The 16,325-nt window shown below is 67.5% G+C and carries 14 protein-coding genes; 2 read left to right on the forward strand and 12 right to left on the reverse strand.

All coding sequences use genetic code 11. The features are described 5' to 3' along the window. Positions 1-254 precede the first annotated feature (254 nt). The 10 genes from culp6 to glf all read right to left on the reverse strand — a co-directional run bounded on the left by culp6 (position 255) and on the right by glf (position 11,743). Entirely contained in the window at positions 255-1,271 is a 1,017-nt protein-coding gene (gene culp6 / locus ASE48_RS31640; protein WP_057171156.1) for a carboxylesterase Culp6, read from the reverse strand. Positions 1,272-1,318: 47 nt separating this feature from the next. Beyond that, complete coding sequence (locus tag ASE48_RS31645) at positions 1,319-1,831, reverse strand: DUF732 domain-containing protein (RefSeq protein WP_327049673.1); 513 nt, start codon at positions 1,829-1,831, stop codon at positions 1,319-1,321. A gap of 83 nt (positions 1,832-1,914) precedes the next feature. Beyond that, positions 1,915-2,802, reverse strand: coding sequence for an esterase family protein (locus tag ASE48_RS31650; RefSeq protein WP_057171157.1), 888 nt, complete (start codon positions 2,800-2,802; stop codon positions 1,915-1,917). Positions 2,803-2,954: 152 nt separating this feature from the next. Next, positions 2,955-3,959, reverse strand: coding sequence for an esterase family protein (locus ASE48_RS31655; protein WP_057171158.1), 1,005 nt, complete (start codon positions 3,957-3,959; stop codon positions 2,955-2,957). Positions 3,960-4,056: 97 nt separating this feature from the next. Then, positions 4,057-5,052, reverse strand: a complete 996-nt coding sequence (locus tag ASE48_RS31660; protein ID WP_082614566.1) for an alpha/beta hydrolase — start codon at positions 5,050-5,052, stop codon at positions 4,057-4,059. Positions 5,053-5,173: 121 nt separating this feature from the next. After that, positions 5,174-7,078: a flagellar motor control protein ZomB gene (gene zomB / locus ASE48_RS31665; RefSeq protein WP_156409479.1), complete on the reverse strand. Its 1,905-nt coding sequence runs from the start codon at positions 7,076-7,078 to the stop codon at positions 5,174-5,176. 58 nt (positions 7,079-7,136) lie between these two features. Further along, positions 7,137-8,054 carry a decaprenyl-phosphate phosphoribosyltransferase gene (locus ASE48_RS31670; RefSeq protein WP_057171159.1) on the reverse strand — a complete coding sequence of 306 codons (918 nt, stop codon included), beginning with the start codon at positions 8,052-8,054 and terminating at the stop codon, positions 7,137-7,139. Next, positions 8,051-8,581 carry a phosphatase PAP2 family protein gene (locus tag ASE48_RS31675; RefSeq protein ID WP_057171160.1) on the reverse strand — a complete coding sequence of 177 codons (531 nt, stop codon included), beginning with the start codon at positions 8,579-8,581 and terminating at the stop codon, positions 8,051-8,053. The genes ASE48_RS31670 and ASE48_RS31675 overlap by 4 nt, the downstream gene beginning before the upstream one ends. A gap of 1 nt (position 8,582) precedes the next feature. Then, the gene (locus ASE48_RS31680) at positions 8,583-10,538 is read right to left on the reverse strand and encodes a glycosyltransferase (RefSeq protein WP_057171161.1); all 1,956 of its coding nucleotides are present in this window, start codon (positions 10,536-10,538) and stop codon (positions 8,583-8,585) included. Continuing rightward, positions 10,535-11,743, reverse strand: a complete 1,209-nt coding sequence (gene glf, locus ASE48_RS31685) for a UDP-galactopyranose mutase (RefSeq protein WP_057171162.1) — start codon at positions 11,741-11,743, stop codon at positions 10,535-10,537. Before glf ends, ASE48_RS31680 begins: the two co-directional genes overlap by 4 nt. Positions 11,744-11,983: 240 nt before the next feature. Between glf and ASE48_RS31690 the strand changes: the two genes are divergently transcribed. Continuing rightward, positions 11,984-12,970, forward strand: a complete 987-nt coding sequence (locus tag ASE48_RS31690) for a hypothetical protein (protein ID WP_057171163.1) — start codon at positions 11,984-11,986, stop codon at positions 12,968-12,970. A gap of 155 nt (positions 12,971-13,125) precedes the next feature. Next, entirely contained in the window at positions 13,126-14,721 is a 1,596-nt protein-coding gene (locus ASE48_RS31695) for an N-acetylmuramoyl-L-alanine amidase (protein ID WP_057171164.1), read from the forward strand. Positions 14,722-14,728: 7 nt separating this feature from the next. Here the strand turns inward: ASE48_RS31695 and ASE48_RS31700 are convergent, their stop codons facing one another. Beyond that, entirely contained in the window at positions 14,729-15,541 is an 813-nt protein-coding gene (locus ASE48_RS31700; protein ID WP_082614567.1) for a Cof-type HAD-IIB family hydrolase, read from the reverse strand. After that, on the reverse strand, positions 15,541-16,311 hold the full coding sequence (locus ASE48_RS31705) for a lysophospholipid acyltransferase family protein (protein WP_057171166.1): 771 nt from the start codon (positions 16,309-16,311) through the stop codon (positions 15,541-15,543). Before ASE48_RS31705 ends, ASE48_RS31700 begins: the two co-directional genes overlap by 1 nt. Positions 16,312-16,325 lie beyond the last annotated feature (14 nt).

Consider the following 16,325-nt stretch of genomic DNA (forward strand, 5'->3'; position numbering starts at 1 on the left):
TACTCCTGTCACAGCACACTCATCGCACGGTCGGCGCGAGCCTCCGGAATCGTACCGGGGCGGCGGATTCTGGCCGATGGACGAACCACTGACCGACCACTCACTACTCTTAGTTTTCTCTTAATGTTAGGTGACCGATTCCCGCAGGCCAAATCTGGTTACCGGCGAGTCGCTTTTCCCGGGACGAGCCAGGGCGAGCGCAGCGACGGGAGGACGGGCCAGGGCGAGCGCAGCGACGGGAGGACGAACAAGCTCTACTCGTGCTTGGGATGCGGCGCGTTCTCGATCAGCCCGCGGGCCCAGTCCAGGGTCCACTGCGGTGCCGCCTTGCCGTCGAGCGTCCAGAACTGCGGGGTGTTGTACAGCGCATGCACCGGACCTTTGGTGCTGCCCAGCAGGGTTTCCAGGGTGGCGGGCAGGTTCCCGACCGAAAATGCCGACTCGGGGGCCGCGCAGATCAGATCGCCGGAACCGCAGATCTGATAGGTGCGGTCATCGAGCGCGCCGAATCCGCCGTCGCGAGGACCTGTCATCGACAGTCCCAGCGCGGAGAGCATCGGCAGCTCGTGCAGGGTGATTTCGGCACCCTGCCCGGGCGGGTTGGGGCTCAGGTTCTGGCCGACGCCGTCCTGCCTGCGGCCGTCGGCGATCAACATGGCGCCGAGCACCAGATCCTGATCCACCGGTCCGCGGCCGTTGCCGATATCGCTGGCGATGTCACCGGCGATCACCGCGCCCTGCGAGAAACCCACCAGCACATAGCTTGTCAGCGGGCACCGGTTGTTCATATCGGTCATCGCGCGCACCGTCGCGTTGAAACCCTCGGTGCGGCTGTCGTTGTAGGACATCTGGCCGTCGGCGGAGAACGGATTGTGGAACTGCGCCGTGTAGGGAACCGTGTAGATCTCCATCCGGTCGGTGCCGAACTCGGCGCGCAGCGGATTGGTCACGTTGAGCAGCAGCGCGATCGGGAACTGCACCGGGTTGTACGGATCGAGTTGCGGCGAGGACTCCCAGGTGCCCGGGATCGAGACCAGCTGCACGTCCGGGCAGCTGGCGTCCTGGAACTCCGGTCGCGGCTTGCCCGTGGACGGCACGGCCGACGGCACATCGGTCGGTGCGCCGGGCTGGGTGGCGATCGGCGGGGTGTCGGGCTGGCGCATGAAGACCACGACGCCGGCGACGACCACCGCCACCAATACCGCGACCGCCACGGCCGCGGCCAGCGCGAGAATGCGGTGCCGTTTACGTCTGCTGTTCTTGGTCGCCATGAGTCCTTGATGGTCCGTCCTGTGAGCCCTGCGGATAGGCCGTCGGGCTAGCAGAGCCGTTCGGTTGCGATGCGAATGTAGTCAGCGGTCGCCGAGTTGACCTCACCGACCTCGGGGGCGACCGAGGTGGCGTGCGCATCATCGACATCATCGACATCATCGCGGACCAGCGGCAGCACGAAATCCCACACCGCCTGCTCGGACTGTTTCGCCGCGCGGGCCTGGCAGACGTAGGCGCCGATGCTCAGTGCCATCAGCTCGTCGGCGGGCCGCACCCCGGCGTCGGCGAGCGCCTGCAGATAGGCCTGCTGATGCGGGGTTGCCGCGAAATGATCCTCGGCGTGCCCGTCGTCGCGGATCGCGCTCTGCAGCCCTTGCGCACGCGCATCGGTGGATTGGGCGGCGGGCTGACCGATGGTGGTCAGCGTGGTGTCGCCCAGCGAACAGCCACTCGTCAGCACGGCGACCGAAGCCAGCATCACCGGGGTCAGCATCACGATCGACGGGGATACCACCGGCCGCTTTGCCAGGGTCGCGGTCCACCGTCGGTTGTGCTGCACGATTCCACGGTACCGGCTGCCCGGCACCCGACCGCGAACCTGACTGTGACCGTTATCGCACCGTGGTGCAGTCGATGCCCGGGTCAGGCGATGGCCGCGGCCAGGTCGCCGCGCAGCGCGCCGAGCTGGGCCGACCAGCTACCCCAGTCGTGCTGACCACCCGTCGGAAAGTCGAAGTGTCCGTTGCGGCCGCCGATGGAGCGGTAATGCGAGTAGAAGGTGCGGTTGCTGCCCTGGGCCTGGGCGCAGTCGTTGATCATCGCGGGGACATCACTGCAGGTGGTGGTCTGCGGGCTGAAGATCCACAGCCGGGTGTTGTTGTCCACCAACAACTGCGCGTGCACATCGGGGTCATGCCACTTCCAGCGGCCGAACTGCACCGGCCCCCACATGTTGTGGGTGTCGACCCCACCGAACTGCGCCATCCCCGCGGTGATCGCGCCGTTCTCGTAGGTACGCGACGGCGTGAGGAAGCCCGACAGCGAACCCGCGTAGCGGAACCGGTCCGGGTGGAAGGTGGCCAGCATCAGGGCGCCGGTGCCGCCCTGGGACGCGCCGACGACTCCGTGCCCACTGGGAGAGAGACCCTTGTTCGCCGCCAGCCAGTTCGGCAACTCGGTTGCCAGGAAGGTCTCCCACTGCTTGCTGCCGTCCTGCTCCCAGTTGGTGTAGAGGCTCCATGCCCCACCGGCCGGGGCCGCCACCGAGACACCGGAGCCGGCCAGGGTATTCATCGCGTTGCCCGCGGTCACCCAGTTGCTGACGTCGGGGGCGCCGTTGAAGGCGTCGAGCAGGTAGACCGCGTGCGGGCCGCCGGCCTGGAAAGCGACCGGGATATCGCGTCCCATCGCCGCCGAGGGGACCATCAGGTATTCGACGCCGTCGGCCTTCGCCGGGGTGTCGACCGCAGCCGACACCGTCCACAGCCCCATCGCCAGCAACACCGCGCACACCATTGCGTGCAGCCTCATGTCCCACCTCTTGTCTGGCCCGATTGACCCGGCGCCGTATCCCACCAACGGGTTGTAGTGAATCACATCACCGCGCGGGGATACGCTGGAAACGACTGACGGCGGTGACCCCGAGGGATCACCGCCGTCAGTCTTCGGTCGTTGTGGTGCCGCTACTGCGTGACGGCCGGCGTCGCGCCCAGCACGCGCTGCATATCGGGCTTCATGGCCTGCAACTGCGAGCCCCAGTAACCCCAGCTGTGGGTGCCGTTCTCCGGGAAGTTGAACACGCCGTTGGTTCCGCCGTTCGCGATGTAGGTGTCGCGGAAGGTCTTGTTGGTGCGCAGCGTGAAGCTCTCCAGGAACTTCGCGTTGAACAGGTTGCCGGCGCTGGCGCCCGCGTCCAGGTCCGAAGGGGTGCCGTCACCGCAGTAGACCCAGATGCGGGTGTTGTTGGAGATCAGCGTGCTCATGTTGACGTAGGGGTCGTTGCGCTTCCAGGCCGGATCGCTGGACGGGCCCCACATGTCCTCGGACTTGAAACCGCCCGCGTCACCCATCGACAGCCCGACCAGCATCGGCCACCAGCCCTCGGACAGGTTCAGGAAGCCCGACAGCGACGCGGCGTACGGGAACTGCTGCGGGTGGTGGATGGCCAGCGTGAAGGCGGCCGAGCCGGCCATCGACAGACCGACCGCGGCGCTGCCGGTGGGCTTGACGCCCCGGTTGGCCTGCAGCCAGGCCGGCAGCTCCTGGGTGAGGAAGGTCTCCCACTTGTAGGTGTAGGTGCCGCTCTTGCCCTTGGCCGGCTTGTACCAGTCCGAGTAGAAGCTGGACTGACCGCCGACGGGCATCATCACCGACAGGCCCGAGTCGTGGTACCACTCGAAGGCGGCGGTGTTGATGTCCCAGCCGTTGAAGTCGTCCTGGGCCCGCAGGCCGTCGAGCAGGTACAGCGCGGGCGAGCCCTCGCCGCCGCTCTGGAACTGGATCCGGATGTCGCGGCCCATCCCCGCCGACGGAACGTCCAGGTACTCGACCGGCAGACCGGGCCGGGAGAAGGCCCCTGCCGTCGCCGAGCCGCCGACGGCACTCACCAGGCCGGGCAGCACCGCGACCGCTGCGGTCGCGACCGCCACTCGGCGCGAGGCGCCGCGCAACTTCTGAACGAAACTCATCCGCATTCAATCCCATCGTCTTTGACCACGACTGGCCGTACTGCCCGTGTAGTCAACCACAACCCGGCACGACTTCTCTCGCCGGCGAATGCGGTTCTCAGCGATTGAGTGTGGCGATCAGATCTGGCTTCAGGGCTTGTAATTGGGCTCCCCAGTACGCCCAGGAATGGTTGCCGGCGGCCGGAAAATTGAAGGTTGCGTTGCGTCCACCAGCAGCGGTGTAGCGCTCCTGGAACTTCTTGTTACTACCGATTGCCAGGCCCTCCAGGCTGTCGGCGTTGAACTTCTGACCGGGATCGGCGTTGAGGTCCAGCGGCGTGGAACCCCCTGGCGCACAGTAGATCCACAGCCGAGTGCCAGCTGCCACCAGCTTGCCGACCTGCTCGACGGGGTCGTTGCGCTTCCAGGCCGGGTCCCACGGCGGTCCCCACATGTTGTCCACGTTGTAGCCACCGGCGTCGAGCATGGCGACCCGGATGGCCTGTTTCATGAACGGTGTCGACGGGTTCAGGAATCCCGACAGCGCTGCGGCATAGGCGAACTGGGCCGGATGGTAGGCGGCCAGGATCAGGGCGGCCCCACCGGCCATCGACAGTCCGACCGCACCGTTGCCGGTGGGTGAGACCTGTTTGTTGGCGGCCAGCCACTGCGGTAATTCGTTGCTGAGGAAGGTTTCCCACTTGTAGGTGTAAGCCTGGTTGTTGAAGCTCGAGGGTGAGTACCAGTCGCTGTAGAAGCTGGACTGCCCGCCGACCGGCATGACCACCGAAACACCGGAATCGTAGAACCATTCGAAGGCAGCGGTGTTGATATCCCAGCCGTTGTAGTCGTCCTGCGCCCGCAGGCCGTCGAGTAGGTAGACGGCCTTCTGGCCTCCGGGCTGGAACTGCACGCGGATATTGCGGTTCATCGCCGTGGAGAACACGTCGAGGTATTCGACCGGGAGGCCCTCGCGGGAGAAGGCGCCCGCGGTGGGGGCCGGGGTCACGACGATGGTTGCTGCGGCCGCGGCGGCCACCAATATCGTCTGCAGCAGCCGACGAGCCCGCACACCAGGTTTTCTACGCATGTGTTGTCTATCCATCCATCTCATAGGCAACGCGATGTAGCGCTTTGCCACGCGGAGTTCCGCGGCGGGCATCTGTGGCCACGCTTGTGTATCGCCACAACATAACCGCGCCGTTACCGCTGCTGCAAAATCGCAGTGACCTTGCTCACGGCCCGGTGGCAGGCAACCCGGTGTACTCGGGGATCTTCTTCGGCGGGATCGCCAGACCACATCTGCGCAGCTCATAGATGGGAACGCGGTCGATCCGGTACTGGCCGAAATCGAGCGCGTGCACGAAGTTGGAGACGAACCGGCGCGGACCCAACGGGGCGCGGACCGCGTTCAGCTTCGCCTCGGTGTCAGGGCATTTCAGGGCGGCCTCGGCCTGGATGATCCAGTCCTCGTCCAGATACGGCGGGATGTACGGACGCTCCTTGAGGAACGGCCCCTCGGCCACTGCCCAGTCCGGGAACAGGTTCTTGTCGTGGCCGATGCGGGCGTCCTCCAGGCGCGCGGTGTGCGCGGCCAGCGGATTGGTCAGCCCGATCTGGTCGATGACCCGGACATCGAGGCCGACGTTCATGCCGAGCATGCCCATATTGGTGAAAAAGACTGTGTGGGGACCGGATTCGCCCGAGGGGCGGGGCTTGTCCGGCGGCGGCGGGATGGCCGGGACCACATCCCAGACGTCATAGTTGCCCGACGGCAGCAGCAGCGCGCCGTCCGGGGTGTTGCGTAAGGCGACGAGGACGGCGCGCATCCGCGGATAGTCCAGGTAGTCGGCCGCCGTCAACGGATGCGCATGGCCGGTGGCCTGCGCGTAGAAGCGCCGCTCATCGACGATGCCGGTATAGGTGACCCGGGTGGCGTCGGCTCCCATCCCCGGCGAATTCGCCGCCCACAGCGACCATCCCGCGACCGAGAGCCACAGCAGGCTCGTGGCGCCCGCGAGCAGGTACCCGGTGCGCCTGCCGAACTTCGCGGCGTCGGGGATGCCGATCGGCACGACCGCCACCGGAGCCAGCATCAGGAACAGTGCGGTGAGCAGGACCCGGCCGTGCATGAAGTCGCCACCCTGGCGGACCCAGTACACCGCCTGGATCGCGCCGCTGAGCACGATGAAAATTACAGCGGCGGTGGGACTTTGAACCACGCGAGTCCAGGTTCGCTTGCGCCCCGGAGCATTCGGGCGGATCCACCACTGCCGGCTTCGCGACGCCGACAGCAGTACCGCCAGCATCACCAGCACCACCGCCGGGATCCACAGCAGATAGGGCGCGTTGAAATTGCTCAGGTAGGTCAGCCCCTGGGACCACTTGGCACCCGAGGCGTCCTTGGCGATGGCGGTCTGGGGCACCAGCAGTCCGTAATAGCCCATCCGGAAGATCTGATAGGCCACCGGAAGCGCGCCGCCGGCCGCCACGATCAGCAGCCTCCGTCGCCAGCTCTGCGCGGCGAGCACCATCATCACCAGCGCCAGGCCGCCGACCAGTGCCAACTCGGGGCGGACCAGCACGCTCAGCCCCGCCACGAAGGCCAGCGCCGCGCTCAGATACCGGGCGGTGCCGGCGCGCTCGGTGTAGGGCGCCTGCGACCAGCACACCATCAACCACCACAGCAGGCCGACATAGGCCAGCACCAAACCGTTTTCCAGCCCCGAGGACGCGAAGTCGCGGGCCGGCGGGATGGCGATGTAGATCAGTGCGCCGGCCGGGAGCAGCAGGGCGCGGCGGCCCTGCAGGCCCGGTGCGTACAGCCGCGCGGCACCGAGCATGACGAACACCACACCGGCCAGGCTCAGCCCGAGCGTCAGGGCCAGCGTCACGTACTCCAGGCGCAACGGTCCGGCGACCCAGCTCGCCCCGGTGATCAGGTAGGTCCACAGCGTGGAGGTGTTGGATTCCACACGTTCCCCGGCGTTGAACACCGGGCCGTTGCCTGCCAACAGGTTCCGCACGGTACGCAGCACGATCAGGCCGTCATCGGCCATCCAGCGGCGCTGCCAGGCGCCCCAGCCGAACAGCCCGGCGATCACCACGACCGACAGCCACAGGCTGATCCGGACCGACATGCTGTAGCGGTAGGCCGGCCAGCCGCTCACCCGCGCCGCGACCGCGGCGCCCAGGCGATCAACTGAGGATTGCAGCCGCACAGACGGTTCCGATCCATGCCACCCCGAGCAGCTGCAGCACGCGGTCCCCCAGCACGATCTCCTCGGGTTCGCCGGCGTATCCGCCATCGACGTCGACCGCGTAGCGCAGGATCGCGATGGTGAACGGGATCATCGAGATGGCGAACCACGAACCGTCTGCGCCATCACGCTCGAACGCCCACAGCCCGTAACAGAGCACCAGCGCGGTCGCCGACAGCGTCCAGACGAACCGCAGGTAGGAACTGGTGTAGCTCTCCAGGGACTTGCGGATCTTGGCACCGGTGCGCTCGACGAGCTGCAGCTCGGCGTACCGCTTTCCGGCCGCCATGAACAACGAGCCGAACGCCATCATCAACAGGAACCATTGCGACAACGGCACACCGGCGGCGACACCGCCGGCGATGGCCCGGATCAGGAAGCCCGAGGACACGATGCAGATGTCGATGACCGGCTGGTGTTTGAGGCCGAAGCAGTAGGCCAGCTGGATGGCGATGTAGACACCGATGACCGCGGTCAGGTTCGGTGACACCAGCCAGGCGATGCCCAGCGACGCGACGCCCAGCGCCACCGCCAGCACGTAGGCCAGCGATTCGGGCACCACACCGGCGGCGATGGGACGGAACCGTTTGGTGGGATGCGCCCTGTCGGCCTCGACATCGCGCGCATCGTTGACCAGATAGACCGAGGATGCCGCGAGGCTGAATATCACGAAGGTGAGGACCACCTTGACCAGGACCTCGCGGAGATCGTAGTCGTAGCGGTCGTCCCCGAGAGCGGCCACCGGTGCGGCGAAGACGAGGACGTTCTTCACCCACTGGCGCGGCCGCAGCGCCTTGACGATGCCGGTGGCCAGGTTCTTCGGCGGGCCGGCGGTCGGGAGGGGTTCTTCGCTCACAGCTCAGTCTCCTTCAAGGCCGCCTCGTTCACCGCGGCGACGCTCCGGGCGACCACCGTGCCGACCGCGACTCCGGTCAGCACATCGGTGGGATAGTGCACTCCGAGCACCAGACGCGACAGTGCCATCACCGGGATCAGCACCAGCGGCAGGCGCGTTCCGGTGACCCGCGCCAGCAGGATCGCGGCGGCCGTCGTCGACGTCGCGTGCGCCGACGGGAAACTCAGCTTGCTGGGTATGCCCACGTTCACCGCGATCGCCGGGTGATGCGGGCGCTGCCGTTTGACGACCCGCTTGATCACCACGGCGGCCGCGTGGGCGATGAAGGCACCGGCGCCCACGGCCAGCCACTGCCGGCGCTGACGGGGTGCCGCAATGGCCCCGAGCAGCGAGATGCCGATCCATCCTGCGCTGTGCTCACCGAAATGCGAGAGGGTGCGCGCGGTCGTCAACACACCCGGGCGACCGGCCAGCGCGGCCTGCACCACCACCAGCGCCGTCTCTTCGGGCGCCAGATCGTCCGCCACGTCAGGCCTTTTCCAGCGCCGGCGGCACCACGCCTGCCGGCTCCAGCACGGCTTCCCAGCTCTCGGTGCTGGTCAGCTGCGGCAGCGCCTTGCGATACACCTTGCGCATCTTGTTGAACTTACGACCCAGCTGGATCTGGCGGGTCACCGACTCACGAAGGAGTTCGAACATCTTGGCGCGGTCCCGCTGTCGGTAGACCACACCGCGGCCGTCCGCCGTGGTGACGGTGACGCCGTCGACCTTGCACAGCGAGAACCAGCGGGCGTCCTGGGTCGCGACGTTGATCTGCGGCCGGACGTGGTGCTCCGGGTTGTGCGCCGAAAGCTGATGCAGCACACCACGAGTCAGCCGGACCGAGATCGCCAGCGGGTTGGTCGGGATATTGACCTTCTTGCGCCAGCGCTTGTCGGACGGCGCGGGCAGCGCGGACGCGCTCTCCAGCACCACCGCATCGGGGAACTGGGAGCGCATCTTGCGCACCTCGGGCAGCGCCGACTCCAGGATGGAGAAGATGTGGTCGGGGCCGGCCAGGAAGTCGTCCATCGCCTTGTTCTGGATGGCGACGGTCGAATACTCCAGGCACAGAAGGTGTTTGAGCGTCGCCTTCAGATGGCTGGCGATCAGGCCGCTGATCTTTCCGTCCCAGTGCAGCGCGGCCACGACAAGCCGGTTGCGCAGGTGGAAGTAGGCCTGCCAGTCGATGGCGTCGTCCTTGTCACTCCACGCCATGTGCCAGATCGCCGCACCGGGCAACGTCACCGTCGGGTAGCCGTGCTCGCCGGCACGCAGCCCGTACTCCGAGTCGTCCCACTTGATGAACAGCGGCAGCGGCTGGCCCAGTTCCTCGGCGACCCGGCGCGGGATCATGCACATCCACCAGCCGTTGTAGTCCACGTCGATGCGGCGGTGCAGCAGCCGGCTGCGCTCGTGATCTTCGCTGTTGAGCGGGTACTTGGCGAAGTTGTGGTCGTATTCGGTGTTCACCGCACCGGTCCACATGAAGTTCTCCGCGTCGACCATCTCGCCCATCACGTGCAGGTGCGAGGGCTCCTGCAGGTTGAGCATCTGACCACCGACCAGGGTCGGCTTCTTGGCGAAACGGCTGAACGACAGCGCCCGCAGGATCGAATCCGGCTCGACCCGGATGTCGTCGTCCATGAACAGGATCTGCTCACAGTCAGTGTGTTTGAGCGCCTCGTACATCACCCGGCTGTACCCGCCGGAGCCGCCGAGGTTGGGCTGATTGTGGATGGTCAGCCGGTCGCCGAGGGCTGCGGCGGCATCGTCGAAGCCCGGATGGTCCTTGGCCTTGCTGGTGCCCTGATCGGAGAGGATCACCTTGGTGACGACCGCGTCCACCAGGGGATCCGACGTCAGCGCGGCGAGCGCGTTGACGGCGTCGGCGGGCCGGTTGAAGGTCGGGATCCCGACGGCCACGTCGGCGCGCCCCGGTGCCGGCTGCTGCGCGTACCAGCCGGCGCTGTGCACCGTCACCGCGGTGTCGGTGGTGATGTCGAACCAGATCCAGCCGCCGTCCTCGAACGGGGCGAGGTCGACCTCGAACTCCACCACGCCGGGAGCGCCGTCCTCGGTGCCCGCCGCCTCGGTGCCGCCGACGGTGATCCGCGCACCGGTCGCCTTGGACCGGTAGACGTCCACGCGGGCGTTGCCGGTGAGCTCGACCCGCAGCACCACCGACTCCAGGATCGACCAGCGCCGCCAGTAACTGGCGGGGAAGGCGTTGAAGTAGGTGGCGAAGGACACCTCGGATTCCGCGCCGATCTCCAGCGTGGTGCGGGTCGGGGCGTGGGCCCGTCGCGCGTTGGTGTCGGATTCCTCGATGTAGAGCTTGCGCACATCGAGCGGCTCGCCGGGTCGCGGCAGGATGACCCGCGACAGCAGGCTCACCGCTTTGGACTCCGTCGAGTCGAGTGCTCCGGACGGGATGTCGCTCATGAGTTGCCTTCGTCTTGAACAGTCAGGGCCGCACCGTCACGCAGGTGCGGCGCCAGGATGTTGTCGTACATGTTCAGCGCACTGGCGATGGCCATGTGCATGTCGAGGTACTGATAGGTGCCCAGCCGGCCACCGAAGAGCACCTTGGCCGCCGCCGTCTCGGCCTTGGCCCGGTCCCGGTATCCCGCCAGCAGCGCCCGGTCGGCGTCGGTGTTGATCGGGTAGTACGGCTCATCCTCGGCCTCGGCGAAGCGGGAGTACTCCCGCATGATGACCGTCTTGTCGGTGGGGTAGGCGCGTTCCGGATGGAAGTGCCGGAACTCGTGGATGCGGGTGAACGGCACGTCCGGGTCGTTGTAGTTCATCACCGGGGTGCCCTGGAAATCACCGGTCGCCACGACCTCGGTCTCGAAGTCCAGGGTCCGCCAGCCGAGCCGCCCGTCGACATAGTCGAAGTAACGGTCCAGCGGTCCGGTGTAGATCACCGGCACGTCCGGGTTGGCCGCCCGGAGTTCGTTGCGCACCGCGAACCAGTCGGTGTCCAGGCGGACCTCGATGTTCTCGTGGTCGGCCATGTTCTGCAGCCATGTGGTGTAGCCGTCGACCGGCAGACCCTCGTAGGTGTCGTTGAAGTACCGGTTGTCGAAGGTGTACCGCACCGGCAGCCGGCTGATGACGGCCGCGGGCAGGTCGGTCGGGTCGGTCTGCCACTGCTTGGCGGTGTAGTGCTTGACGAACGCCTCGTAGAGCGGGCGCCCGATCAGCGAGATGGCCTTCTCTTCGAGATTGCGCGCCTGCGCGGTGTCGATCTCGGCGGACTGTTCGGCGATCAGCGCCCTGGCCTCGTCCGGGCTGAAGTACCGGCCGAAGAACTGCGACACCAGGCCCAGTCCCATCGGGAACTGATAGGCCTGCCCCTTGTGCAGTGCGAAGACCCGGTGCTGGTAGCCGGTGAAGTCGGTGAACCGCCGCACGTAGTCCCAGACCCGCTGGTTGGAGGTGTGGAACAGGTGCGCGCCGTAGCGGTGCACCTCGATTCCGGTCTCCGGGTCGGGCTCGGAGTAGGCGTTACCTCCTATATGGGAGCGCCGTTCGACGACGAGCACTCGCTTGCCCAGTTCATTGGCCACGCGCTCGGCGATCGTCAGGCCGAAGAATCCGGAGCCGACGACAAGCAGATCTGCGCGATGAGATTCAGCGGACATCGGCAGCAAGGGTATCCGACCGGGGGCTCCGGTCTCGAAACGAGTGAGATGGCCCGCCGACGGCAGGTCGCAATTAGCTCACGATTGCGCATCGTCACTCTAGACACACGAGTCACAGCAGTACCATCAATCACGTTGGTGGACGGCGGTAACCCGGGCACGAGAACTGCAGTCACCGACGATTTCCATCCGATCGCAACACACCTGAAAACACGTAGTCCATGTATTGAGGAGACTTCCGTGCCGAACCGTCGTCGACGCAAGCTCTCGACAGCCATGAGCGCAGTCGCCGCCCTGGCCGTCGCAAGTCCAGTCGCCATTGCCGCCGTTTCCGAGATGTCCGAGGCCAACGAGCCTCAGCATCGCGAATTCGTTCACGCCGCCATGATCACCGATCTACCCGGCGAATTGATCAACGCTCTGTCACAGGGCCTGTCACAGTTCGGCGTCAACATGCCGCCGATGCCGACCGGTCTGCTGACGGGATCGCCGGCCGCCAGCCCGACGCTCGTCTCTCCCGGACTGGGCGCCCCCGGCCTGACCTCGCCCGGTCTGACCTCACCGGGTCTCACCTCGCCGGGGTTGACCTCACCCGGTCTCACCACGCCGGGCCTGACGAGCCCCGGGCTCACCACCCCAGGCCTGACCGCACCCGGTCTCACCACCCCGGGACTCACGACGCCGGAGCTCTCCACCTCGGGGCTGACCACGCCCGGGCTGAGCACCCCGGAGCTGACGACTCCCGGCCTGAGCATCCCGCCGGTGGGCGCGGCAGGACCGTCGTTGTCGCCGGCCTCGCTGTCGCCCGGTTCGCTGACCGATCCGGGACTGGCCGGCCTGACCCCGGGCCTGACGGATCCGGGTCTGGGCACCGGCTTCCCCGGTGAGATCCCGATCGGCGCACCCATCGGCCTGGATCCGATGGCGGGCACGTACCCGATCCTGGGTGCCGACCCGTCGCTGGCCATGCCGGCCTCCACCGGTGGCGGTGGCCTGCTGGGCACCATCAACAGTGCCGCCGAGCAGCTCGGCGCCGGCCAGGCGATCGATCTGCTCAAGGGCATGGTGATGCCCGCCATCATGTCGGCGGTCAAGAGCGCGGCACCTGCCGCGGCACCCGCCGCAGCAGCCGCTCCGGCCGCTGCGGGCGCCGCACAGGCCGGCCTGGGTGCGGCCGAGGCCGCAACCGGTGTCGCCGCCGCGGCGGCCTCGGGAGCCGGGGCCTGACCCACTGATCCTGTTACCGAACGGCACCGCAGAAGCCAGCGTGGGCTCTGCGGTGCCGTTACAGGTTTGGCCCCCAGGGCACGCGGTAAAAACTTTGGCACCACGCGCCCGTGTCGCAACACTGGTAACAGTAAGCACATACGTAACATCAGCTCGTGCCACGTCGTCGCCCTGCACCCTCCTTGCTGCTCTCTGCAGTACTGGGCACCGTCGCGATCCTGCCGTGGGCGATCAGCGGTCTCCCCGGCGATGCGCCCACTCAGAGTTCGGCGACCGCGATCACCCAGCAGCCACTGGCCGAACTCGGTGGCGGCGAGACGATCCGGGAGATCCACCAGGACACCCCGTTCTCGATGGTCGCGCTGACCGCCGACAGTCTCGACGGGACGACCGCCCGTATCCGCGCCCAGCACGCCGACGGCGGCTGGGGTCCCTGGTACGACGCCGAAACTTTGGAGGGCGTGGGACCGGACCGACCCGACACCCACGGCACCGAGCCGATTTTCGTCGGGCGCACCCACACCGTGCAGATCGCGGTCACTCGCACCCCACCGCCACCGGCCGCGGCACCCAAGACCGGCCCCGGGCTCGGTTACATCCCCGCCAATGTCGAACAACCGTTGCCGCAGAACGTCAATGCGGTCCTCATCAGCCCGCCCGAGGCGCCGGTCGACGTGCAGTTCCCGCCACCCGCGGCCGCCACCGTCCCCGGCCAGGCGCCACAGATCATCACCCGCGCCCAGTGGGGCGCCAACGAATCGATGAAGTGCGGAGCCCCCATCTACGACAAGGGAATTCGCGCGGCCGTCGTGCACCACACCGCGGGCAGCAACGATTACACCCCGCAGGACTCGGCCGGCATCGTCCGGTCGATCTACGAGTACCACGCCCGCACACTGGGCTGGTGCGATATCGCCTACAACGCCATGGTCGACAAGTACGGGCAGGTCTTCGAGGGCCGCGCCGGTGGCATGAGCCGGGCCGTGCAGGGCGCGCACACCGGCGGATTCAACTCCGACACCTGGGGTGTGGCGATGCTCGGCGATTTCAACGCCGAACCGCCGACACCGATCCAGATGCGCACCACCGGAAGGTTGCTCGGCTGGCGACTGGGCCTGGACCGCGTCGACCCCCACGGCAGCGTGGCCCTGACCTCGGCGGGCGGCAGCTTCACCCTTTTCCCGCGGGGCGCCACCCCGACGCTGCCCAACATCTTCACCCACCGCGATGTCGGCAACACCGACTGCCCGGGCGATGCCGCCTACGCGCAGATGGGTCTGCTGCGCGATATCGCCGCCCGTTTCAATCAGCCGCCCGGACCGCAGGATCTGGTCGACACGCTGCGTGGCGGCGCCATCTTTACCAAATGGCAGGCGCTGCGCAGTGAAGCCGGCCCGCTGGGCATGCCGACCTCACCGGAGGGGTCCGGCTTCGGGGCCACCCGGTATGTGACCTTCGACCGCGGCGCCATGTACTGGGCGCCCGAGACCGGCGCCCAGCCGGTCACCGGAGCGATCTACGAGGCCTGGGGCACACTGGGATTCGAGCGCGGCGCACTCGGGTTGCCGACGAGTGCCGAGATCCACGAGCCGCTGTGGATCAAACAGAACTTCCAGCACGGCACGCTGAACTTCGACCGCGAGACCGGTCAGGTCACCCGCGTCATCGACGGTGTGCCGGTGCAGCTTCCGCGCCCCGAGCACTCTCCCGTTCAGCTGGAGCGGTTCACCCCGATCAACAATCGGGCCTAGCGCCCGGCTAAAGCCACCAGCGTTCGAGCACGCGGGCCAGACCGTCATCGGTGTTGGGCGCGGTGACCTCGTCGGCGGCCGCCAGCGCGTCCGGATGGGCGTTGCCCATCGCGACGCCCAGTCCGGCCCAGCGCAGCATCGGAATGTCGTTGGGCATATCGCCGAAGGCCACGATGTCGGCGGCCTCGATGCCCAGCGGTCCGGCGACCTCCGCGATCCCGGTCGCCTTGCTCAGGCCGCGCGGCAGCACCTCGATGAGCCCGTTGTTGGTCGAGTAGGTCAGATCACCCTCGGCGCCGACGTGCGGGGCGAGGGCGGCGGCCATGTCTCCGCTGCGCGCACCGGCCTTGCGGATCAACAACTTGACCGCGGGCGCGCTCAACAGGTCCTCCAGCGACACCTCGGTGTTGTCCGGGTTGAGCCAGGCGTGCTCGTACCCGGGTGAGCTGACGAACTGCGGGGTCGCCGCGTCGTGGGCGCTGCGGCCGACCCGCTCCACCGCCAGGCCCGCGCCGGGGATCACCCTCGCAGCGATCTCGGCCAGGGTGGCCAACTGCGGCACCGACAGCGTGCGGGCCGAGATGATGCGGTCGGTCTCCGGGTCATAGACGACTGCGCCGTTGGCGCACACCGACATCGGCGCGAAACCGAGTTGCTCGACGACCGGCGGCACCCAGCGTGGCGGTCTGCCGGTGGCCAGCACGAAACGGGTGCCGGCGTCCACTGCGGCACGGATGACCGAGGCGGTGCGCGGCGTCACCCGTTCGTGCTCGTCGAGCAACGTGCCGTCGACGTCGGTCGCGATAAGGGTGGGCAGCATCAGCCGTCCTCACCCGCGTGCTTGGCCGCACGCTTGGCCGCCTTCTCGGCGGCCTCGTCCATGTCCATCCGGTTGGCCTCGGCCAGCGTCGGCGCACTGCCGCCCAGGCGGTGCGGCACCCAGAACTCACCCTTGGGATGCGAACCGTAGGACTCCTGCACCTTCTCCAGCAGATGCTGCATCCGGTGGTGCAGCAGTTCGGTCAGTTCGGCCGGCGGCAGTGTCGGATAGATCGGTTCGCCGACGGCGATCGTGATCGGCACCTTGGGCCTGCGCATGTTGCGCGGGTGCCCTTTGGTCCAGACGCGCTGGGCGCCCCAGATGATGTGCGGGATGATCGGCACGTCGGCGGCGATCGCCATCCTGGCCGCGCCGGACTTGAATCCCTTGATCTCGAAGCTGCGGCTGATGGTCGCCTCGGGGTAGACCCCGACCAGCTCGCCCGCCTTCAGCGCCGCACAGGCCGCGGCGAAGGAGTCGGCGCCGCTGGCCCGATCCACCTCGATGTGGCGCAGGCTGCGCATCAACGGCCCGCCGACCTTGTGGTCGAAGACCTCCTTCTTCGCCATGAAGCGCACCTTGCGGCCGCGGCCCTGCCGGTAGGCGGGCAGGCCGGCGAAGGTGAAGTCGAAGTAGCTGGTGTGGTTCACGGCGATGACGGCGCCGCCGGTCACCGGCAGGTTCTCCACACCGGTCACGGTGAACTTCAGCCCCTGCAGCCGCCAGACCAGTCGGGCGGCTTGGATGACTGTCCCGTATACCGGTTCCACACCTCCAGCCTAGT

The organism is Mycobacterium sp. Root265, assembly GCF_001428895.1.
In the GTDB taxonomy this organism is placed as follows: domain Bacteria; phylum Actinomycetota; class Actinomycetes; order Mycobacteriales; family Mycobacteriaceae; genus Mycobacterium.